Raw genomic sequence first — 21,128 nt, forward strand, 5'->3', positions numbered from 1 at the left:
ACCGTATTGACCCCAGCATGACTCGAAATCCATAATCAGAGGTGGCTCACTTCTCGATGGAAAACCCGGCTCACTTCTGAGTGGAAATCAACAGTCCGTGAGCGTCGCGAAAAATGAAGTCATCGTTTGGTCATTCCAACCGAGAATTGAATCTGCGGTACCTGCCGGATACGCGTCCAATTGCTGCCCGACGACGCGCGTCTTGAGGGACGCCGGTCGCTCATGTTTGTGATGGCAGAGCCGTTCATTGGGAGCTCGTCCCGCTGATTGATCCCGGTGGGTTGGCGAAATCCTCATGTACTAGCCGCTCGGAACCCGGAATGAAGTGCCCCTTATGGTCGTAGCGGAGCACGACCACGGCATCGAACACCGTGTCGGGCCAATAGCCGTCGGGAAAGAGCGCATGGGGGTCGCCTCCTAATGCATCGATGACCTGCGGTACGCTGCCGTGATGCCAGGCGATGAGGATGGATTTTCCGTGGGTTTCGGTCGTCAACGCATGAACAAGCCCGACAATGTCCTTGTTGGTGAACCTCAAATCGAGAGGAATTCCAAGCGCCTTGCTCAAGGGGACAAGTGTTAGACGCTCGCGCGCACTGTTTTTGGAATCGGCGGTTGCGATCAGCATATCAGGGTGAAACGCAGTCCCATTCAGCGTGAGATGTTGAAAATAGCTGACATAGGCCAATGCCCGCGCCTCACCCGCCGGAGAAAGCCCTGCACCGCTGGCCGGTTTCTCTGCATGCCGGACAATCAGTACCGTCGCGTCAGCGAGCCCCGCGGATGGCGTTTCGAGAGCGAAACCGGTTGCAATCGGCATCGCAGCCAGCGCGATCAGCCAAGAAAGGACTCGGGCAAGAGAACGGGGGCGATTGATTCCTGCCAGGGAAAGGAAATTATAGGACATTTCTAGCTCCCGGTTCCAAGCCGCCATTGCTGTCATGAAGCCGCCAATTTTGGTGGCTTCGTCTACAGAATTCCCGTCACCCATCGATCGATGCGCGTGTTTTCCCGATAAGCCGCGCGGACGATAATGGCGGCAAGGATTCCGGTCAGTGCCCCGCCCAGAACATCGGTGACATAATGGGTTCCGAGATAGATGCGGGAAAAAGCAATGAGCCCTGCGGCGGCGGCGATGCCAAACCCGGCGCGCCGCATGCCGTGTAGCAGGAATGCGGCCGCAATGGCGAAGCTCGCCGTTGCATGGTCGGAGGGGAACGAGGGATCGGCGCTGGGGGCGATCAGGAGATGGGTTATGCCGCCGTCATAGGGTCGCATCCGATGCACGAACAGCAAGATGAACTGATTGAGCGCGAGGCCCAGAAGGAACGAGAGCCCTGCCCCGACAAGAACGTGGCGCGTGTGCGATCTGTCGGCTCGTCGCCACCATTGAACGACGACGGCAAGAACCATTAGCGGGACGCCGACCGCCGAAAGCCAGATCATCAGAAAATCGATGGCTGCGCTGTGGCCCGCCAAACCGTTCATCGAATGCGTAACGGAAGCGTCGAGTTCATACATCTAAGCCTCCTGGGCTCGGCCTCCAGTTTCGACGCGAGTGAAATGCCCTCAGATAATGGACGGATGAGGGTTGACGGTTCGGCTCCACGAGGCGTTCACGCATGGGGCCGCTCTCTCAGACGGCTTCGGATGACGAACAAACCTGAAAGCGTCAGCACGGTGAAGCCGGCACCCGCCATGAATGTGCCTTGCGGCCCGGCCATATCCCAAAGCGCCCCGGCAACGACGCTGGCGGCAAGCAGCGCAATGCCCGTCATAAGATTGAACATGCCGAACGCGGTCCCCAGCAGTTCAGGTGGTGCGGCCTCGGCAATAAGGGTTGCCAACAAGCCTTGGGTAAAGCCCATATGCAGGCCCCAAAATACAACCCCGATCCCGAGCCCAACGATATTCGTCGAGAAAGCAAGAATAAGATCGGCCAAGAGAAGAAGGACGAGACCCAGTGCCAAAAGGGTCAGGCGATTGACACGATCGGACAGCACGCCGACCGGATAGGCCGAAAGCGAATAGGCGAGGCTCATCATCACCAGGACGACCGGAACCAATGCCAGCGGCATCCCGATCGATTGCGCGCGCAGAATCAGGAAGGCTTCACTGAAGCGAGCAAGCGTGAAGACAGCAGCAACCGCCACAATCCACCAATAGGTCGCGCCCAGACGGCGGAGTTCGTCGCGATGCAGCGGCATGCGAACACGGCGCTGTTCCCGCGGGCGTTCTGGCTCCTTCACAGCAACGAGGATCAGAGCAACGGACAGGAATGCCGGAATCACAGCAATCCAGAATACCGTCTGGAAATGATCCACCGTCAGCCACATCAGGCCGATGGCAAAGAGTGGGCCGAGAAATGCACCGATCGTATCCAGTGACTGGCGAAGACCATAACTCGCGCCGCGCAGATGCGGCGGTGCAAGTTCCGCAACAAGGGCATCTCGCGGTGCACCTCGAATGCCCTTGCCGATCCGATCGATGAAGCGTGCCGCGATGAGCCACTCGATCGAGAACGCCAAGGGAAAGATCGGTTTGGTCAGGGCAGCCAGGCCATAGCCGAGCACCGCGAGGAATTTGCGTTTGGCGAGCCAATCGCTGAGCGCGCCCGAAAAAACTTTTGTGACCGACGCCGTTCCTTCCGCGACGCCTTCGATCACGCCGACAGCCAGAGCCGAAGTGCCGAGTACCGTCACCATGTAGACGGGCAGCAGTGCGTGGATCATCTCCGACGAGATGTCCATCAGCATCGAGACGAAGCCAAGGGCCCAGATTCCGGCTGGAATTCCCTGCCGGGTGCTGTCGCGCTCTATGCTCCCGCCTTTCATCGCGGCTGTTCCATCATCCTCGTCTCACCGATTTTCATCGTGCGCGTCGAAGACCCGTTGAGCGTAGCCGTCGAGCAGCACCTCGCAGGCTTTCAGGCGCTCGGTGGCTTCCTCGGCAAGTGTCCCGCCGTAAAAGTCGAGCTTCTTGATCTTCTCCAGCCAGCCCTGGAGCTTCTTGAGGTCGGTGTCTTCCTCTTCAAGCTCGGCATAGGTGAATTTGTTGATCGCGATCTCCTTGGCGATCTCGATCTCGTAATCGGCACAGCGTCCCAGGAATTCGCGGTACTGATCGTCGCGATCCGCCTTGAAGCGCGCGACCACCTTGTCCTCCTGGGCACGATCAAGCGCAACGGTCTCAAGGATTACGGACTCGCCGCCCATTTTGGCGACATCGTTCTCCAGCATCTTCAACCGGCGGACATGGTCGTCTGTTTTCGGCAGCAAGCAGACACCGTTCTGGAGATAGATCGCACCCATTCCCTTTAGCCGCCGCCACAGCGCGACGCGCTTCGTGGCAGGCTCAGGGGGCACCTTGTAAGTGAGAAGAAGCCAAGTTGGCACAACCATCACCAGAACCTAATGCAACGACCGTAACAAATCAACGCCTACGTTCAGCCTCTCCTGCCAATCCTGGTAGCGTCACTGCTCAATGCCGTCACACTATCGCGCCAAACACCGCCGCAGATAGCTAGAGGCTTTCACGACCAAAAGATTGGTTCCGCCAAATCGCGACATCTGGCATGCTGGCAGCACGCTTGACCTCCATTCTCTTACCCTGTCCGGTGCCGCCTATGAGAGTTCTGGTTCTCCTGAATGCAGGTGCTGGCTCGATCAAGCAGGCCAATAGCTATGACCTGAAGCAGCAGCTTCGAGGCGGGCTTCAAGCACGCGGGCTCGAGGCGGATGTGCGGCTGGTGGTGGGCCGTGACATTGCGAAATTAGCCCATGAGTTCGTCAGCTCGAAATCATCCGGTGACGAACCATCGATCCTCGTGGTTGGCGGGGGCGACGGCACGCTCGGTTCCGCGGCGTCGGCCGTCGTAGGGACCGATGTGATGCTTGGCGTCCTGCCGCTTGGCACCCTCAATCATTTCGCTAGGGATATCGGCCTGTCGAACGATCTGGAAGCTGCCATGGACACGATCGCTGCCGGGCACGTAGAGGCGATAGATGTTGCGGAGGTAAACGGTCGGGTCTTCCTCAATAACTCGTCGATCGGCATTTACCCGTTTCTCGTGGCCGAACGATCCGCGGAGCAGAGGCGGTGGGGGCTGGGAAAGCTTGCCGCTCTCGGGCCGGCGCTTGTTCTGACACTTAAGGCTTCGTCGTGGCAAAGGGTCAAGATTTCGATCGATGGCAACGGGCGAGAACAGCGGACGCTCTGCGTGTTCGTCGGCAACAATTTCTACGATCTGAACACGCTGGGCCGCCGCAGTAGTCTTATGTCCGGAGAACTGTGTGTCTACGTCGTGAAGCAGCAGTCCTGGCTGGAGCTGGCGCTACTGCCGTTCAAGGTCGCCCTCGGCTTGATTGATCCGCTTCGCGATGTCGAGCTTTTCCGGGTGCAACGCCTGGAGATCAAGGCGCGCCGACGGCAAATGCGCGTCGCGATGGATGGGGAGACCGCCAAGGAGACAATGCCTTTGCGCTATCGGATATGGTCGCACTCTTTGCAGGTGCTCGTGCCCAATTTGGAAAACGCCCCGCGACCCTTGTGATGCCAATATGTGACAGAGGCTTGGTGACTGCCATCGTCCGGCGGTGGCTTGCCACTACTCTCAATCATCCCAACCACTATTCCAGCCGTTGTCCGATCCGTCGTCCCAATAATCGTCGTTTCGTGACGGATAATTCGGTACGATGCGGATTATCGGCCGCGGCTCATAGCGTCGATAATATTCGTAGCTTGGCTCGTAGGTACGATATGCTCTTTGGTAGTGTCGCCAACGTTGCACATTGTGCTTCCTGTCGACCTTTCGCGGACGGACACAGTAACCGTCACGCGTCAGGTACGAGCACGTCACATGGGCCTGCTGTACAAGGTCATCATGGACTGGTGAGCCCAGCAGCATCGCTGGCGCCGCCTGAACAGCAAATGCAGCCACTGAGATTGCGCCTGTTAAGACAAGGACCGAATATTTCATCTGCCCCTCCTTTGGGTCATGATCCGATAGCTCAACGCCTGAATTCTGAGCGATTTGGGGCGGCTCCCAATCACTTTGATTTTAATTCGGACATAGATTCGGCGCAACAGCATGACCATCGCCGAGCGCAACGGTGCACGCTGGTACCGCAACGATCCACCGCGTCGAATTTCGGCGCATGAGCGGGTCAAAGGACGGCCCGAACCTCTCAATGTCAAAGTCGAGTTTCTGGCTGAACGCAGCAAGCGACAGGTGATCCGGTGCCGTTCAGACACATTCGACTGGTGTTACGGCAGGGATAAACACGACGCACTTCTCCATGCGGGGCGCCATTTCGCCTGTCTAAGCCTGTTTATGGTCCCGCGCCTGATCAGGTCGTCGTTGCCGAGTAGCCGGCTTCCTCAAGAACCTGAAGAATAGCGGCCTGCGTCGCGGCCGTTTCGATCTTGACACCGCGCGAGGCGGGGTCGGCCTCGACCCTGGCGTTCGGGTCAACCGACTGGATAGCCTTGGTGACGGACCGGGCGCAGCCGCCGCAGGTCATGTTGTCGATACTGATTTCCATGTGTGTTCTCCGTAGCTTCGATCTCACGGCCCTAGAAATGGGGCTTCCAGCGATGGGAAGGTCAAGTGGCACAAAAACAAAATTCTTCTATTGACCTTCCCATCGCTGGAAGCCCCATCTTCAATCCGAATTGATTTTTCGGAATGAGAAAGGAGGCGGCCATGAATGCCCCCATTCGAGCGACAGACCTATCTGGAACGATATCGCTGCCCATCGACGGCCTGACCTGCGCAGCCTGCGTCGGCCGGGTCGAACGAGCCCTCAGGGCCGTGCCGGGCGTTGACGCCGCATCGGTCAATCTGGCGACGGAACGTGCCAGCATTGCGATCGGATCGGGCGTCGCCCGCACGACGCTTGTCGAGGCTGTCGAAAACGCCGGTTATTCCGTGCCGGTGATCCCGGCCGGCTCAGCCGGCGTCGTCGAGTTATCGATCGAGGGCATGACCTGTGCTTCCTGCGTGGGCCGCGTTGAGCGCGCCTTGAAGACGGTTCCCGGCGTGACGGAGGCCGTTGTCAATTTGGCGACGGAGCGCGCCACCGTACGAGGGACGGCCGATGCGGCAGCCCTGATCGCGGCAATCGGCGAAGCCGGCTATGACGCAAGAACCATCCGCATTGGCGCTGGCGATGAAGACGAGGCGGCGCAACACGCGCAAAAGAAGCAGGTGGAGCAGCGCCGGCTGACCCGCGACTTCACGCTTGCCGCGATCCTGACGGCACCCGTGTTCCTGATCGAGATGGGATCTCATCTCATTCCTGACATGCATGGCCTGATCGAAGCGAGCATCGGCATGCAGTGGAGCTGGTACATCCAGTTCGCGCTGACGACGATTGTGCTGTTTGGTCCGGGTATCCGCTTCTATCAAAAGGGCCTGCCTGCGCTCTGGCGCCTTGCGCCCGACATGAACTCGCTGGTCGCGGTAGGCACGCTGGCGGCTTACGGCTATTCGCTGGTCGCGACCTTCTCGCCCAGCCTCCTGCCCGCTGGCACGATCAATGTCTATTATGAAGCCGCCGCCGTCATCGTGACGCTAATCTTGCTTGGCCGGCTACTGGAGGCGCGCGCCAAGGGCCGCACATCCGAGGCGATCAAGCGTCTGGTCGGCTTGCAGGCCAAGACCGCGCGGGTCCTCCGCGACGGCAAGACCCTCGACCTCCCGATCGGCTCGGTCGTCGCCGGCGATATCATCGAGGTTCGCCCCGGCGAGCGGGTGCCGGTCGACGGCGAAGTGGTCGAGGGCGACAGCTATGTCGATGAATCGATGATCACCGGCGAGCCCATTCCGGTAGGCAAGACGACCGGGAGCGAAGTCGTCGGCGGCACAGTCAACCAGAATGGCGCATTCACGTTTCGCGCAACCGCCGTCGGCGGCGACACGGTTCTGGCGCAGATCATCCGCATGGTCGAGGAGGCGCAAGGCTCGAAGCTGCCCATCCAGGCGCTGGTGGACAAAGTAACGATGTGGTTCGTCCCTGCCGTCTTCGCAGTCGCAGCGCTTACCTTCGCGGCATGGCTCTGGTTCGGCCCCTCGCCCGCCCTGACCTTCGCGCTGGTCAATACCGTCGCGGTCCTGATCATCGCCTGCCCCTGCGCCATGGGTCTGGCAACGCCGACCTCGATCATGGTGGGCACCGGGCGCGGTGCGGAACTCGGCGTGCTTTTCCGCAGGGGCGAAGCGCTCCAGCTTCTGAAGGACGCAAGGGTCGTGGCCGTCGACAAGACCGGCACCCTGACTGAAGGCAGGCCGGCGCTGACCGATCTGGAACTGGCCATCGGCTTCGACCGCGCGAAGGTGCTGGGCCTGGTCTCGGCCGTCGAGGCCAAATCGGAGCACCCGATCGCGCGAGCGATCGTGGATGCCGCCACCGATGAGGGCATCGCGCTGCCACCGGTGACGGATTTCCAGTCGGTCACAGGCTTCGGCGTCACGGCTCTGGTCGAGGGCCAGCGCGTCGAGATCGGCGCTGACCGCTTTATGATCGAACTCGGCCATGACGTCGCCGGCTTTGCGGCTGTCGCCGAACGCCTTGGCGACGAGGGCAAGACGCCGCTCTATGCCGCGATAGACGGCAGGCTGGCGGCGATCATCGCCGTGGCCGATCCGATCAAGGATACGACGCCCGCCGCGATCGAGGCCATGCACGCGCTTGGCCTCAAGGTCGCGATGATCACCGGCGACAATGCCCGTACTGCCAGGGCCATCGCGTCCCGGCTTGGGATCGACGAGGTGGTGGCCGAAGTACTGCCCGACGGCAAGGTCGATGCGGTGCGCCGTCTCAAGGCCGAGCATGGCAAGGTCGCCTTCGTCGGCGACGGCATCAACGACGCTCCGGCGCTGGCCGAGGCGGATGTCGGACTTGCGATCGGCACCGGCACGGACATTGCCATCGAGGCAGCGGACGTGGTGTTGATGTCGGGCAGCTTGCAGGGGGTACCGAACGCCATTGCGCTGTCCAAGGCGACGATCGGCAACATAAGGCAGAACCTGTTCTGGGCGTTTGCCTATAACACCGCCCTGATCCCGGTCGCCGCCGGCCTGCTCTATCCGGCCTACGGCATCCTCCTGTCGCCGGTCTTCGCCGCCGGTGCCATGGCCCTTTCGAGCGTGTTCGTGCTCGGCAATGCGCTACGGTTGCGCACGTTCAAGGTGGCGAACTGATAAACTGCGGCAGCCGTTCCTATATTCGGAACGGCTTTCGCGCCATTTTAGGAAGAATGCTGATGAACATCGGACGGGCATCGAAGGAATCGGGCGTCTCGGCCAAGATGATCCGCTACTACGAACAGACCGGCCTCATTCCGGCCGCCGACCGGACGGCGTCGGGCTATCGCGACTATTCGGATACCGATGTGAATATGCTGCGGTTCGTGCGCCGGGCACGCGATCTCGGCTTCTCGGTCGCAGAGATCGGTGATCTGCTCGGGCTTTGGCGCGATGAAACCCGCGAAAGTTCAGAGGTCAAACGGTTGGCGCAGGGGCATGTCCATGAACTGGAAAGGAAGATCAAAGACCTTCAGGACATGGTCAATACGCTGAGCGTGCTCATCGACTCCTGCCGGGGAGACCACCGCCCGCATTGCCCGATCCTGCAACGGCTCGAAACCGATCAGGAGGATGAGGACCTGTCTATCCGTCGGCGCGCCGGCGCAATCGCGTGACCGCTGCTCACTGCACACCATCGAATGGTCTTTCGACAGCCGATTTGCAGCACCTGCGGCCGGGCGTCACAACGCCTGCCCGGTGGTTGGCATCCAGGCACCGGACTGTATAGTTGCGCGTGATGCTGCGTGTCTTCGCCTCGTTCCTGATTGCGCTCTCGCTGCTTGCGGCACCGATGCAGGTGCTTGCGAGCCAGGTCGGCATGCATTCCGGAATGGTGGCCAGTGCCATGAATGAACCATCCGGGGCGGCCCACCATGCCGCGCCGGCACAAACATGTGCTTCCGGCGAATGCCAAACCTCCCTTGAGCAATGCGCCATCGCCTGCCTCAGCCTGCCGGCGGCATTGTCAGGCGCGGATGGCGTGAGCCTGATGGCGCCTGTGAATGCGCATTGGTCGCCCGAACGTGCACGGCTCGGGGCAGGACAAGAGCCGGCCCTACCCGATCAACCACCCATATCTCACCTTCTGTAGCCATCGGCGGGCAGTGTGCCTGCCATATTGATAATGGTGACGCGGGCTTACGTCCCGCGACAGGATGTGAAACATGACTATTACCCGTCGCGGCTTTCTGGCCGCTGGAACCGCCGCTATTGCGACAACGCAATTTCCCGCCTTTGCTCAACAACAGCAGCCAGACCCGATCCAACTGGCTGCCACCAGCCGGGTGCTCGACGTCAATGGTCGGGCCGCCACGGTATTCGGCCTTGCCGGTCCGTCAGGACAGGGGCTGGTCCTCGATCCCGGCCGACGCTTCCGAGTGGAGCTTACGAATGACCTGCCGGAACCGACGCTGATCCACTGGCACGGGCAGATCCCGCCCAACATCCAGGACGGCGTGCCCGATATTCCCATGCCGATGCTCAAGCAAGGCGAATCCCGGTCTTATGATTTCGAGCCGCTGACCGGCACCTACTGGATGCACAGCCACGTGCCCATGCAGGAGATACGCCTGCTTGCCGCACCGCTGATCGTCCGCACCGAACAGGATGTCGCCGCCGACCGCCAGGAAGTGACGCTGTTCCTGCACGACTTCGCCTTCAAGAGCCCCGAAGAGGTGATGGCCGAGATTAGGCAGGGCCATGGCGGCGGTGGTCACGGTGAACCTGCCGAACGCGACGGGCATTCGATGGCCCCCGCGGCGGATAACGAAGGAATGGATCATGCCGCGATGGGTCATGGAACCATGAACCACGACGCCATGAGTGGCGGTCAAGGAGCCATGGATGGCATGACGCAAGGTATGATGCCGGGCATGATGGGCGACATGGCCGACATGGAAATGGACCTCAACGACTATAACTGGGACGCCTATCTGGCCAACGACCGCACGCTGGCCGATCCCGAAGTGGTCAGGGTCGAGCGGGGCGGCCGTATCCGGCTGCGTGTCATCAACGCCGCCGCCGCGACCGTGTTCTGGATCGACACCGGCAAGGTGTTAGCCCGGCTGGTCGCCGTCGATGGCCACGACATCCGGCCGCTTGATGGCCATCGCTTCGGCCTTGCCATGGGTCAGCGGCTGGATCTGGAACTCGATCTGCCGAACGAGGCCGGAAGCTGGCCGATCCTTGCCTTGCGCGAGGGCGCGCGCGAACGCACTGGCATCGTTTTGGCCACCGCGGGTGCGCCGATTTCGAAAATCCCCGAACTGGCGGAACAGGAAGCCCCGGCCTTCGACACCGACCTGTCACAGGAACTGCGACTTGAGGCGCGGCAAAACCTGCCCGAGCGCGCGGTCGAGCGCAGCCACATGATCATGCTGGGTGGCACGATGGCCCCCTATGTCTGGACCATCAATGGCGCGGTCTGGGGCCAGCATCGCCCGGTTGCCGCCAAAACCGGCGAGCGGGTGCTGCTCAGCTTCCACAATATGTCGATGATGGGCCACCCCATGCATCTGCATGGCCATGTCTTCCAGGTTGTCGACATCAAAGGCCGCAAGGTGAATGGCGCGCGCCGCGATACGGTCTATGTGCCGCCGATGTCGATGGTGACCGTAGCGCTCGATGCAGGCGAGGCCGCCCGCTGGATGCTGCATTGCCATCACATGCCGCATCTGGAAACCGGCATGATGACCGAATTCCAGGTGACGGCATGAAAAAGGCAGCTGTATTCTTGCTGGCCATAGCCGTGGCTGTCGCAGGCGTCTGGATCTGGCGCGGCGCCGGCAGTAACGCCACCGCCGCGCAACTGGCCGAACGGATCACGCTCGGCGGCATGCTTTACGCCGAGAACTGCGCAAGCTGCCATGGTGTCAATCTGGAAGGTCAGCCCAACTGGAAGTCGCCTGGCCCCAACGGCCGTCTGCCGGCGCCTCCGCATGACGCAAGCGGCCACACCTGGCATCATTCCGACGAGCAGCTGTTTGCGATCACCAAGTTCGGCACCGCTGCGCTCGTCGGCAATGGCTATGAGAGCGATATGATCGGCTTTGGCGATCACATCGGCGACGACGGCATCCGTGCTGTGCTCGACTATATCAAGAGCACCTGGCCGGCACCCGAGGCCGCGCGTCAGCGTAAGGTTTCAGGCCTTTGAAAATACAGGTTGCGGCGTCTTTGGCGCCGCAACCTGCTACCTTCACGTAAGTAGCCCCGAAAAGGCTCACCGCTCACCAGTCCAAAGGAGCCAGAGCATGACGGATCCGCATCATCATTCGAATGGCCGCGCCCACCGCCATCACGCTGCCGGAACAGTAGAGGATGGCGTCAGAGACCCGGTTTGCGGCATGACTGTCGCCGCGACGGCGGATAGTCGACAGGCGAGCTTTGACGGCCAGTCCTACTATTTCTGTTCCGAAAAATGCCAGTCGGATTTCAAGGCTGATCCATGGTTCTATGCCTCCGGCCAGGCGGCGCGCAAACCGCAGCATGCACCGGAAGGCACCCAATATACCTGCCCCATGCACCCCGAAATCATCCGCGACGAACCCGGTTCATGCCCGATCTGCGGCATGGCGCTGGAGCCCATGATCCCGACGGACGAGCCCAGTCACGAACTGGTCGACTTTACCCGCCGCATGTGGATCAGCCTGGCTGCCGCCGTGCCTTTGATGGTGCTCACCATGGGAGAAATGGTGGGCCTGCCGGTGCGTGATTGGGTCGGCCATACATTTGCCGGCTGGCTGGAGTTCATCCTCGCCACCCCCATCGTGCTGTGGGCAGCCGCGCCGTTCTTCAAGCGCGGTTGGGAATCGATCGTCAACCGATCTCCCAACATGTGGACGCTGATTTCCATGGGCGTGGGCGCGGCCTATCTCTATTCGATCTTCGCCGTCCTCCTGCCCGGTCTGTTTCCGGAGCAATACCGTCACGCGACCGGTAGCGTCGGTACCTATTTTGAGGCCGCAGTCGTCATCATCGCCCTGGTCTTTGTCGGGCAGGTGCTCGAATTGCGGGCGCGTGAGCGCACTGGCGATGCGATCCGCGCGCTGCTCGATCTCGCGCCCAAGACTGCGCGACGGGTGCTTCCCGATGGCAGCGAATATGACGCGCCGCTGGACAATATCATGGTCGGCAACCGCTTGCGCGTTCGCCCCGGCGATTCCGTTCCGGTCGATGCCGTGGTGATCGAGGGTGCGTCCTTCGTCGATGAAAGCATGATTACCGGTGAGCCGGTCCCGGTTGAAAAGCAGCCGGACGATCTCGTGACCGGTGGTACGATCAACAAGAATGGCTCGCTTGTCATCGAGGCCCGCCATGTGGGCGCCGAAACCGTGCTGGCGCAGATTGTGCAGATGGTCGCCGGTGCCCGCCGCTCGCGCGCACCAATTCAGGGACTGGCCGATAAGGTGTCGAGCATCTTCGTGCCGACGGTTGTGGTGATCGCAATCCTGGCCTTTGGTGGCTGGCTGCTTTGGGGGCCTGAGCCGGCGTTGATATTCGCCATCGCCTCTGCCGTCTCCGTGCTCATCATCGCCTGTCCTTGTGCGCTCGGTCTCGCCACGCCGATCTCAATCACCACGGCCGCCGGTCGCGGCGCTCAACTGGGCGTGCTCATCAAGGATGCCGAGGCGCTCGAACTGATGGCGAAGGTGACGACACTGGTCGTCGACAAGACCGGCACGCTAACCGAAGGCCGTCCGCGATTGACCGATGTGCGCAGCTTCGGTGCAGAAAGTGAAGAGAGCTTGTTGGCGCTGGCCGCCGCGTTGGAGCGCGGCTCTGAACACCCATTGGCCGAGGCCATTGTCGAAGGAGCGAAGGCGCGGAGCGCGGGGCGTCTGGAGGTCGAAGGCTTTTCCGCGGTGACGAGCAAAGGTGTGCAGGCCATTGTCGCCGGCCGCAAGGCAGCGCTCGGCAATGCCGCCATGATGGCCGAGCATGGACTGGATACGAAAGCGATCGAAGCGCAGGCGGATCAGCTACGTACCGAAGGCAAGACAGCGATGTTCCTCGCCCTTGATGGCCAATTGGCAGGTCTGGTCGCCGTCGCCGATCCGATCAAGAAAACCACCGAAGAGGCGATCCGCGGTTTGCACCGGCTGGGCCTCAAGGTGGTCATGGCTACCGGCGACAACCAGCGCACCGCCGAGGCGGTAGCTGAGAAGCTGGGGATCGACGAGGTGTATGCCGGGGTGCTGCCGGAGGATAAGAAGAAGCTGGTTGAGACCTTGCGTGGCAGAGGCGAAATCATCGCCATGGCAGGCGATGGAGTGAACGACGCGCCGGCGCTGGCGGCAGCCGATGTTGGCATCGCCATGGGTACGGGGGCGGATGTAGCGGTCGAGAGTGCCGGGCTGACGCTTTTGGGCGGCGATCTTCTGGGCGTGGTGCGGGCGCGCTATCTGGCAGAGGCGACACTGCGCAACATCAAGCAAAACCTGTTCTTCGCCTTCGTCTACAATGCGGCCGGACTGCCTGTGGCAGCGGGCATCTTCTATGGGCTGACCGGCTGGCTACTCTCGCCGATGTTCGCCGCCGCCGCCATGAGCCTGTCATCGGTTTCGGTCATTGCCAATGCGCTGCGGCTGCGGCGCTTCAAGGTACCGCCCGCGTGAACGGAACGGCCGGATGGATCAGCGTCGGTAACTGACGGGCCTGAATGTTCCGTCCGGTTCCACCAGGTTCGTTTCCATATGCGGCACGATATCTGTGTTGTGCGCAGATGCGCAACTCCACACCCCCGCCCGGCGGTGGACGACAAAAGAGAAGATGGTGTTGCGCACGCCGGGCCGATCAACCTGCGCCGCGCCAGTTTGTCCCTCGAGACGCACTCTTGCGTGAACCACCGCAATATCATCGGTCAACGATTTGACCCTGACCTTCGTCACCCGCAACGTCGAGTCGGTGAAGATGTGCGCGAAGCCATAAGCATGCGCCTTCCTGATCGCTTCGCGATCATGCCACCAAAGCCCGGTAACGTTGACGAACTCGGCATCCTCGTCAAACAGCGATGCGAGCTTTTCCGCATCGCGACGTGCCCATGCCTCGGCAAAGACGGTCACGATGCCTTCCGGCTTGTCAAATGGACTGTAGTTCAATGAATTTCCTCCGGTAGGTCGAGGCTGAATAGTGGGTCTACCAGCAACCGCTTCGAGGTCCTATGCGGATGCCCGATGAGCGGGCTACACATGACTTACCCTTATCAATCGACACATCAGATGCTCTGAGGAGGAAACTGGCATTGTCGCTGTGCCTTCCATTGATCCGCCGCCTGAAATTCCCGGACCTGTTTAGCGGTATCGACCGCGCGCCGAACGCCCTTGGCACGCCGCCCGGCGGACGCACCTTCGAGGTCTTCAATCCCTCCACCGGAGAATTGCTGGCGCAACTGCCCGACATGGGCGTGGCAGAGACGCGCGCGGCGATCGACAAGGCCCATGCCGCGCAAGCCGAATGGGCCGCGCTGACGGCGCGTGAGCGCAGCGAGATGCTCTGGCGCTGGCACGAGCTGATCGTCGCCCATACCGATGACCTTGCCGCGATCCTCACCGCCGAGATGGGCAAGCCGCTGGCTGAAGCAAAATCGGAAGTGTCGCATGCCGCCGCTTACCTGCAATGGTATGCCGAGGAGGCCAACCGCATCTATGGCGAGACGATCTCCGCACCCTCGACCGACCGCCGCATGCTGGTCATCAAGCAGCCGATCGGTGTGGTGGGCACGATCACGCCATGGAACTTCCCCGCTTCCATGGTGGCGCGCAAGATCTCGCCGGCACTGGCGGCGGGTTGCACCATCGTGCTGAAGCCGGCCGAGCAGACGCCGCTCGTGGCCGGGGCGATGTTCGCGCTGACGGCGCAGGCCGGCTTTCCCGAGGGCGTGGTGAACCTGATCTACGCCTCGGAAGGAGACGCGGTGGGGCGCGAACTGTGCTTCAACCGCAAGGTCCGCAAAATCAGCTTCACCGGATCGACCGAGGTGGGGCGGCTGCTCATGCGCCAGTGTTCGGACCAGATCAAGAAGATCAGCCTCGAACTGGGCGGGCATGCGCCCTTCATCGTTTTCGACGACGCCGATGTCGATGCCGCCGTCGACGGGGCGATCCAGGCGAAGTTCCGCAATGCCGGCCAGACCTGCGTCTCGGCAAACCGCCTTTACGTCCAGTCGGGCGTTCATGACGAATTCGTCGCCAAGTTCGTGGCGCGTGTCGGGGAGCTTTCGGTCGGCGACGGCTTCGATCCGGGCGTGGCCATCGGGCCGCTGATCGACACCCGCGCCGTGGCCAAGATCGAGACCCATATCAGCGACGCAATCGCCAAGGGCGGGGCAATCCGCTGCGGCGGGAAGCGCATCGGCGCGAACGGCACGTTCTTCCAGCCGACCGTGCTCACCGGCATCTCCGGCGAGATGAAGATCGCGCAGGAGGAGACCTTCGGGCCGCTCGCCCCGATCCTCCGTTTCGAGGACGCGGTCCAGGTGGTGCGTGCGGCCAACGACACGATCTACGGGCTGGCCGCCTATTTCTACGCCTCCAATCTCAAGCGCGTCTGGCGCGTGGCCGAGGCGCTGGAATATGGCATGGTGGGCATCAATACGGGGCGCATGTCTTCGGAGGCTGCGCCTTTCGGGGGCATGAAACAATCCGGTATCGGCAGGGAAGGCTCCCGCCACGGGCTCGAGGACTATCTGGAAATGAAGTATCTGTGCATGGGCGGTATATGAAGGATACATCCAAGTGACCGCGGTGTGGTCAACTTGAACATGACACCACACATCCTGTCAGTGCCCATCCAGCGATATTTCACATCATGGGCCGCAGCCTTACGCTTTCCATAGCCTAACGGGCCGGTTATTTATGCAAACATGTTACGGCGTCGGAGGAGAACGACGAACCGGGCCCCTTGCAAGAACCCTGACTGGTGGAATGGTTAATTCGGTGGGTATGGGTTGGTTTGCGGATAGATGGCGCTGGTCCTTCGCGATTCGATTGCTGCATTGGTTGAGCGCGGTCGTCCTTGCCGTACAAGTGGCCCTTGCCTTCGGCCCCATGAAAGGCCCCGGAATGGCAGCGATGCTATGGCTTCCTTCCCACATCTCGATCGGGGTGATTGTGCTGCTTCTGACCGCACTTCGACTGGTTCTTAGGATTTTCGGCCCCGCCCCGACCCGACGCGCACCGCCACTCGCAAAAGCTGCTGCTTCCATTGGTCAGTGGTCCCTCTATGCTGTTCTCGTCGCCATTGTTGCGACCGGCTGGTTCGCCTATCGACCGATGCCGCTGATGGCGCCGGCGCGTCTGTTCGGAGGCCTGCCAATTCCTTTGGCGCCGACGCTGACCGGTCTCACGGCTCGGGATTTCATCGCGCTACACAGTGTTCTGTTCTGGGTATTCGCTGTACTCGTCGCAATCCACATCATGTCCGCGCTGATGCATGCGATCGTTTTCCGTGACGGAGTTATGAGCGGGATTCTGTTCAAGCGCCCACGCGAGACGCACGTCGTCGCCGATCCATGACGAACACAAAACGGCACAGCCTGTCACCAATTCATCGCCCACGTTTGGCCACCGATGATCGCGGCGTAGCGCGCCGCCTTGCCGATGGCGACGAGGGCGATGAACGGGAGAAGAGGAAGGCGCGCGACCCCGGCGGCAATGGTCAAGGCATCGCCGATCACTGGCAACCAGGCGAACAGCAGCGACCATTGCCCGTAACGTCGAAAGATGCGGGCCGCCCGCTCGTAACCCTTTGCAGCCGCCTGGAACCGGCGTTTGCCGAGAAGCGTGTCTGCCCCGCGCCCGATTGCCCAGTTGAGCACTGAGCCTGCAGTGTTACCGATTGTCCCCACCACAAGCAGCAGGCCCTGATCGACGCGACCAGCGGCAAGCAGGCCGATCAGCACCAATTCTGACTGAGCCGGCAGGAGGGTCGCGGCGATAAAGGCGCTGAGGAACAGGGCGCTGTAGGGCACAATCGTTTCCATTGTCAGTCGAAGGATCAGACTTGCACGTCGACGACCAGCTTCATGCCGAGGTCCTCATATTCCAGGATATGATGGTCTGTCGCAACGTTGCTGTAATCACCCACTTTAGCTCATAGACCCCTCTATCGGTGTCAGTTGCAGCCAACTGACCTGGCCTCGGTGGGAATAGCCTCCTTCACCGCCAATTCAGCCATGGCGAGAGCAGCATCGCGGGTCTCGGCGGCAGCGATAAAGCGGCCGTTGTGACAAAAGCTTGCGCCCTTCACGCCGCATGCCGCCTCCAGATCGCCATTGCTCAGCCCGGCCCAAGTCGCGGGAAGATCGGCCCTCACCTCAAACCCTTCGTCCGCTTGGCGGATTGTGGTCAGGCACCAATCCTTGTCGCGCGGGTGGACCACGAACAGCAGATGATCGGCACCCGCCTTCACGATGGCTGGCCGGAAGGGCATTCCCATGGGAAGCTCGAGAACGCGCCCCTGCCCCGTCGTCTTGATGGCTCGATGCACAACAGCTTCAGCACGCAATTTTGCGGCGGCGCGGGCAATACCTGCCTCGACAAAACTGCGGGCGATCGTCAGCGCGGCCTGGAACGCGCGATCTTCGGCTGCAGGGTCGGTCTCGTCAAAAGCCGGCTTCAAGGTTTCCAGCAGTGCCGGCAGCGTGAGTCCCGCCAACAACCCCGAAGGGCTGAGCGCCCCATTGTCCACCAGATCGACCGGGAGCACAAAACTTGTTTCAAACGTGGCGTGGACCGCTTCAATATGGGCTTCGGGAAGGTTCGAGGCGGCGAGATAGTCACGGCCATAATGCTTCCAGATCAACCCAAATGAACTGAAGGGTTGGCCATTCTGGCGCAACGGCGCGCCACGCTGGTGGTGATCGAATATCTGCGCAGCAGCGTCGTAGAGGCCGCCAACATCGTAGACGATACGGTCCAGGCCGGGCGTGATCCATTCCGGCGCCCTGCTGCGGATCAGACGAGCCTTCGGAAAAAGCTCGGTCAGGATGACGCTGGACAGCAGTTCATCGGCATGGAAGCCACCGGAATGGGTGACGAGAAAATCTGGGATCATGCTGGGATGTGCCTTGCGTTCGCGGAGAACCCGCCTGCGATTGGCACCAGATAGCCATTGCCCGATACCAACTCAACCTGCCATTGCTCTTAGACCGCTTCCGCAGTGTTGACGCGTTAGATCGAATGTGGATCTGCCGCAGTCGCAGCAGCCAGGGCCGGCTTCCAAAAGGCACGCGCCTCACCCATCCAGATCTCCTCCCTTTCTTTGAAATCGAGATTGCATCCCCTAAACGCAATGTACGCATGCGAGACAAGATCCGACGCAATATCGAGCAGCAGAAATAGCTCGTTGTAGCGATTTGCGCTCCAAGCCCGCGGTTCGGCGTAAAGATGCGCGACGTGGTCATCGCGAAAAACACCCAAGGTGGCGGCTGCGCGCCGACCACGAGGCGATGTCAAGCGGCGTGCAGTATCGTCGCAGCGTTGCAGAGCCGCCATGCAATCACCTTCCCAGGTCTTCGACATGCCGAGAGGTCTTCCATCCCAGCCTGTCGACGCTCTTTCGACCAATTTGGCACGGCAACGTTTCTGCCTGAGCAGATGAAGGAATACTGGGATTGACGACAGGTCGCTACGGTTGAAGGCTGTTACCTCGGACTGCCCCTGACGGCCGCGCGGCCTTTCAAATAGCTTACAAAGTGACAGGATTAGAGCCATCTGTGTGCTGTTGCGAAGTACATTGTAGCAATCGGCACCATCGAATGTTTGGCCGTGATAATCGGCCATCACGATAGCGTTTCCGACCTCAAGCGTCACCTTCGCCCAGATCGCGCTCCTTGTCTCACTTTCGAGGGCCTTCAGCATGAGGTCGAGCCGACACATGGCGTCGGAAATGGACACCGGCGTGGCGCGCTTTGCTTTCCTCTTCTGGCTTCCAGCCACCTCGACCTCGATCACCATTCGAACCTAGCTTGGCCAGACGCGCTGAGCTCATAGTCGGCGCGCTGGCTGTGGATATCGCCAACATATCTTGATTTTGACGATAAGCATCTAGCAATCCTGCTAAGTAGCGAGGCTAAATACTCTTATTATGAAGATACGGAGGGAATATTGGCTCGGAAGGTATTTTTTAGCTTTCACTATGACCGTGACGTTCACCGTGTGATGCAGGTGAGAAATTCTTGGATCGTTCGTCCTGAAGGCGACGCTTCGCCCTTCTTCGATAAGGCTGAGTTCGAAAAAGTTAAACTGCGCGCAGGCGGTATTGAAAAGTGGATCGAATCGCAGCTTTCGGGGACATCGGTCACCGTCGTGCTCTACGGGGCTGAAACCTATAACCGCCCTTGGGTACGGCACGAAATCAAGCGTAGCTATGAGCTGGGAAAAGGTCTTCTGGCGATCGACATTCATAATATCAAGCACCCCCAGATCGGTGCTGATGTTCAGGGTCTGAACCCACTCTCCTATTTCAATGTCAACCACACGCCTTTGAACACGATGTACCACCAATATAATTGGGTGATGGATAACGGCTACGCCAATATCAGCTCGTGGATTGAAGCGTCCGCAAAGGCTGCGGGACGATAGCCGATGGCGGGTAATGGCCGCACCAGATTTCTTCGCGAATTTCCGTCGTCGTTGCATGAAGGCGCCGGTGTCGTCTTTGTAGGCGCCGGCGTGTCTATGGCCGCAGGCTATCCCTCCTGGTCAAAGTTGCTGACAGAAATCGGCGAAGAGATCGGGGTCAACTCTCGAGACATTCAAGACCTCGCCGCCCTTGCGCAATGGCACATCCGGGAGACCGGAAACGCAACGGGCGTGCGCAATGTAATCAAAAGAGAAATCGGCCTCGATCGTCCGCTCCCCGAAACTGTCAAAACGCTTGCTCGCCTTCCCATTCGCCACATCTGGACTACGAACTACGATCGCCTGGTCGAGCGAGCCTTTGCGGAGATCAGCCGGCCATTGGATCCGGTCGCCGGTGTGAAGGACCTCGCGCTTAAGGTGACGCCGGGCGCAACCCGGCTCTATAAGATGCATGGTTCTGTCGACAGGCTGGACGATATCGTCATCTCGACCGATGACTATGAGCTCTTTCGCACGAAGCGGGGAGCGTTCCTTCCGCTTTTGCAGGCCCATTTGAGCAGCATGTCCATGCTTTTTGTCGGCCTCAGCTTGACCGATCCCAATGTTCGCCATGTCTTGTCGCTGATCAGGGAAAGCTTCACGGACGCACCGCCGGAGCATTTTGCGATCCTCAAGCCGCCCAAAGCGGAGGATTTCACAAACGACGACGAGTTCAAGGCACGGCTAGCCCAACACAAACTCTGGGCAAAGGATCTCAGTCGATATGGCCTTGTAGCGGTTGAGGTCGATGACTACGGCGAGGTCCCTGAACTGATGCGCGAGATTGAAAGGCGCGTCGCGACGAAACGTGTCTGGGTGAGCGGTAGCTGGCCACTGGAAGGTAACAATCCACACACACCCCGGGTTTACTCAGTGGCTGAAGAGATCGGCCGCCTGATCGGCGTGACGCATCGCGATCTTGTCACAGGGACCGGCTTGCTGATTGGCCCAGCGGTCGTCTCCGGGTTCATGGATGCTCTGCGAGAAGATGGCGGCTGGGATATCGACCGCAGACTCATTGCCCGGCCCTTTCCGCAGGGGGTCCCGGGCCAAGCGGCTGACCGCGCCCAATGGACGGCCCTTCGAAGTGAGATGGCTCGCCTGGCAGGCGTGACTGTTTTTCTAGGTGGGCTGAAGACTGACAAAGGGTCTCTAGTCGCTGCCGATGGCGTGATGGAAGAATTCGCACTGGCGCAGGCCAGCGGTTCCTTCGTTTTACCAATCGGTGCGTTCGGCGGTGCCGCCGAGCAGATCGCCAAGCAACTGCTCGGATCGGGCGCACCCTCAGACGGTTCGAAGGCCTCGCGGCCGAAGGACGAGGAAATCACCGCACTTTTGAGCCAGTCGGCGACCGAAAAGCAGCTGATTGCCACAGTTCGCGCGATCCTCGACCGACTCGCGTAACAAAGGTGGGCTTC

Annotated in this window: 20 protein-coding genes; 11 read left to right on the forward strand and 9 right to left on the reverse strand. The window is 60.7% G+C overall.

Annotated elements, in window-relative coordinates; translation table 11 throughout:
- Window positions 1-244: 244 nt before the first annotated feature.
- The 4 genes from DY251_RS20330 to DY251_RS20345 form a co-directional block, all read right to left on the reverse strand.
- Complete coding sequence (locus DY251_RS20330) at window positions 245-991, reverse strand: hypothetical protein (RefSeq protein WP_245416061.1); 747 nt, start codon at window positions 989-991, stop codon at window positions 245-247.
- Complete coding sequence (locus DY251_RS20335) at window positions 970-1,521, reverse strand: phosphatase PAP2 family protein (protein ID WP_116625739.1); 552 nt, start codon at window positions 1,519-1,521, stop codon at window positions 970-972. Before DY251_RS20335 ends, DY251_RS20330 begins: the two co-directional genes overlap by 22 nt.
- Window positions 1,522-1,616: 95 nt before the next feature.
- Window positions 1,617-2,834 (reverse strand): MFS transporter, encoded by a 1,218-nt coding sequence (locus tag DY251_RS20340; protein ID WP_116625740.1) that lies wholly within the window; start codon window positions 2,832-2,834, stop codon window positions 1,617-1,619.
- A 24-nt stretch (window positions 2,835-2,858) separates the two neighbouring features.
- Entirely contained in the window at window positions 2,859-3,401 is a 543-nt protein-coding gene (locus DY251_RS20345) for a Chromate resistance protein ChrB (protein ID WP_116625741.1), read from the reverse strand.
- A 173-nt stretch (window positions 3,402-3,574) separates the two neighbouring features.
- On the opposite strand from DY251_RS20345, the gene DY251_RS20350 reads away from it, so the two are divergent.
- Window positions 3,575-4,552, forward strand: coding sequence for a diacylglycerol/lipid kinase family protein (locus DY251_RS20350; protein ID WP_245416062.1), 978 nt, complete (start codon window positions 3,575-3,577; stop codon window positions 4,550-4,552).
- A 796-nt stretch (window positions 4,553-5,348) separates the two neighbouring features.
- Here DY251_RS20350 and DY251_RS20355 read toward each other — a convergent pair.
- Window positions 5,349-5,543, reverse strand: coding sequence for a heavy-metal-associated domain-containing protein (locus tag DY251_RS20355; RefSeq protein ID WP_116625743.1), 195 nt, complete (start codon window positions 5,541-5,543; stop codon window positions 5,349-5,351).
- A 161-nt stretch (window positions 5,544-5,704) separates the two neighbouring features.
- On the opposite strand from DY251_RS20355, the gene DY251_RS20360 reads away from it, so the two are divergent.
- The 6 genes from DY251_RS20360 to DY251_RS20385 all read left to right on the forward strand — a co-directional run bounded on the left by DY251_RS20360 (window position 5,705) and on the right by DY251_RS20385 (window position 13,704).
- Window positions 5,705-8,203 (forward strand): heavy metal translocating P-type ATPase, encoded by a 2,499-nt coding sequence (locus tag DY251_RS20360; RefSeq protein WP_116625771.1) that lies wholly within the window; start codon window positions 5,705-5,707, stop codon window positions 8,201-8,203.
- 62 nt (window positions 8,204-8,265) lie between these two features.
- Complete coding sequence (gene cueR / locus DY251_RS20365) at window positions 8,266-8,703, forward strand: Cu(I)-responsive transcriptional regulator (RefSeq protein WP_116625772.1); 438 nt, start codon at window positions 8,266-8,268, stop codon at window positions 8,701-8,703.
- A gap of 113 nt (window positions 8,704-8,816) precedes the next feature.
- Entirely contained in the window at window positions 8,817-9,179 is a 363-nt protein-coding gene (locus tag DY251_RS21365; protein WP_147307488.1) for a hypothetical protein, read from the forward strand.
- Window positions 9,180-9,252: 73 nt separating this feature from the next.
- The gene (locus DY251_RS20375) at window positions 9,253-10,803 is read left to right on the forward strand and encodes a multicopper oxidase family protein (protein WP_116625745.1); all 1,551 of its coding nucleotides are present in this window, start codon (window positions 9,253-9,255) and stop codon (window positions 10,801-10,803) included.
- Complete coding sequence (locus DY251_RS20380) at window positions 10,800-11,243, forward strand: c-type cytochrome (RefSeq protein WP_116625746.1); 444 nt, start codon at window positions 10,800-10,802, stop codon at window positions 11,241-11,243. Before DY251_RS20375 ends, DY251_RS20380 begins: the two co-directional genes overlap by 4 nt.
- Window positions 11,244-11,340: 97 nt before the next feature.
- Window positions 11,341-13,704, forward strand: coding sequence for a heavy metal translocating P-type ATPase (locus DY251_RS20385; RefSeq protein ID WP_116625747.1), 2,364 nt, complete (start codon window positions 11,341-11,343; stop codon window positions 13,702-13,704).
- 18 nt (window positions 13,705-13,722) lie between these two features.
- Here the strand turns inward: DY251_RS20385 and DY251_RS20390 are convergent, their stop codons facing one another.
- The gene (locus DY251_RS20390) at window positions 13,723-14,187 is read right to left on the reverse strand and encodes an SgcJ/EcaC family oxidoreductase (protein WP_116625748.1); all 465 of its coding nucleotides are present in this window, start codon (window positions 14,185-14,187) and stop codon (window positions 13,723-13,725) included.
- Window positions 14,188-14,330: 143 nt separating this feature from the next.
- Here DY251_RS20390 and DY251_RS20395 point away from each other — a divergent pair, with 143 nt between their 5' ends.
- Window positions 14,331-15,809 carry an NAD-dependent succinate-semialdehyde dehydrogenase gene (locus DY251_RS20395; RefSeq protein WP_116625749.1) on the forward strand — a complete coding sequence of 493 codons (1,479 nt, stop codon included), beginning with the start codon at window positions 14,331-14,333 and terminating at the stop codon, window positions 15,807-15,809.
- A gap of 220 nt (window positions 15,810-16,029) precedes the next feature.
- Window positions 16,030-16,602, forward strand: a complete 573-nt coding sequence (locus DY251_RS20400; RefSeq protein WP_158553295.1) for a cytochrome b — start codon at window positions 16,030-16,032, stop codon at window positions 16,600-16,602.
- A 23-nt stretch (window positions 16,603-16,625) separates the two neighbouring features.
- Here the strand turns inward: DY251_RS20400 and DY251_RS20405 are convergent, their stop codons facing one another.
- The 3 genes from DY251_RS20405 to DY251_RS20415 all read right to left on the reverse strand — a co-directional run bounded on the left by DY251_RS20405 (window position 16,626) and on the right by DY251_RS20415 (window position 19,044).
- Window positions 16,626-17,057, reverse strand: a complete 432-nt coding sequence (locus DY251_RS20405) for a YqaA family protein (protein ID WP_342633580.1) — start codon at window positions 17,055-17,057, stop codon at window positions 16,626-16,628.
- Window positions 17,058-17,200: 143 nt separating this feature from the next.
- Entirely contained in the window at window positions 17,201-18,142 is a 942-nt protein-coding gene (locus DY251_RS20410) for an MYG1 family protein (RefSeq protein ID WP_116625752.1), read from the reverse strand.
- A 116-nt stretch (window positions 18,143-18,258) separates the two neighbouring features.
- Window positions 18,259-19,044, reverse strand: a complete 786-nt coding sequence (locus tag DY251_RS20415) for an AbiU2 domain-containing protein (RefSeq protein ID WP_116625753.1) — start codon at window positions 19,042-19,044, stop codon at window positions 18,259-18,261.
- A 150-nt stretch (window positions 19,045-19,194) separates the two neighbouring features.
- Between DY251_RS20415 and DY251_RS20420 the strand changes: the two genes are divergently transcribed.
- Together DY251_RS20420 and DY251_RS20425 are read left to right on the forward strand one after the other, a co-directional pair.
- Window positions 19,195-19,671: a TIR domain-containing protein gene (locus tag DY251_RS20420; protein WP_116625754.1), complete on the forward strand. Its 477-nt coding sequence runs from the start codon at window positions 19,195-19,197 to the stop codon at window positions 19,669-19,671.
- Window positions 19,672-19,674: 3 nt separating this feature from the next.
- On the forward strand, window positions 19,675-21,114 hold the full coding sequence (locus DY251_RS20425) for an SIR2 family protein (RefSeq protein ID WP_116625755.1): 1,440 nt from the start codon (window positions 19,675-19,677) through the stop codon (window positions 21,112-21,114).
- Window positions 21,115-21,128 lie beyond the last annotated feature (14 nt).

This window comes from Mesorhizobium denitrificans (genome assembly GCF_003403035.1).
GTDB lineage: Bacteria > Pseudomonadota > Alphaproteobacteria > Rhizobiales > Rhizobiaceae > Mesorhizobium_G > Mesorhizobium_G denitrificans.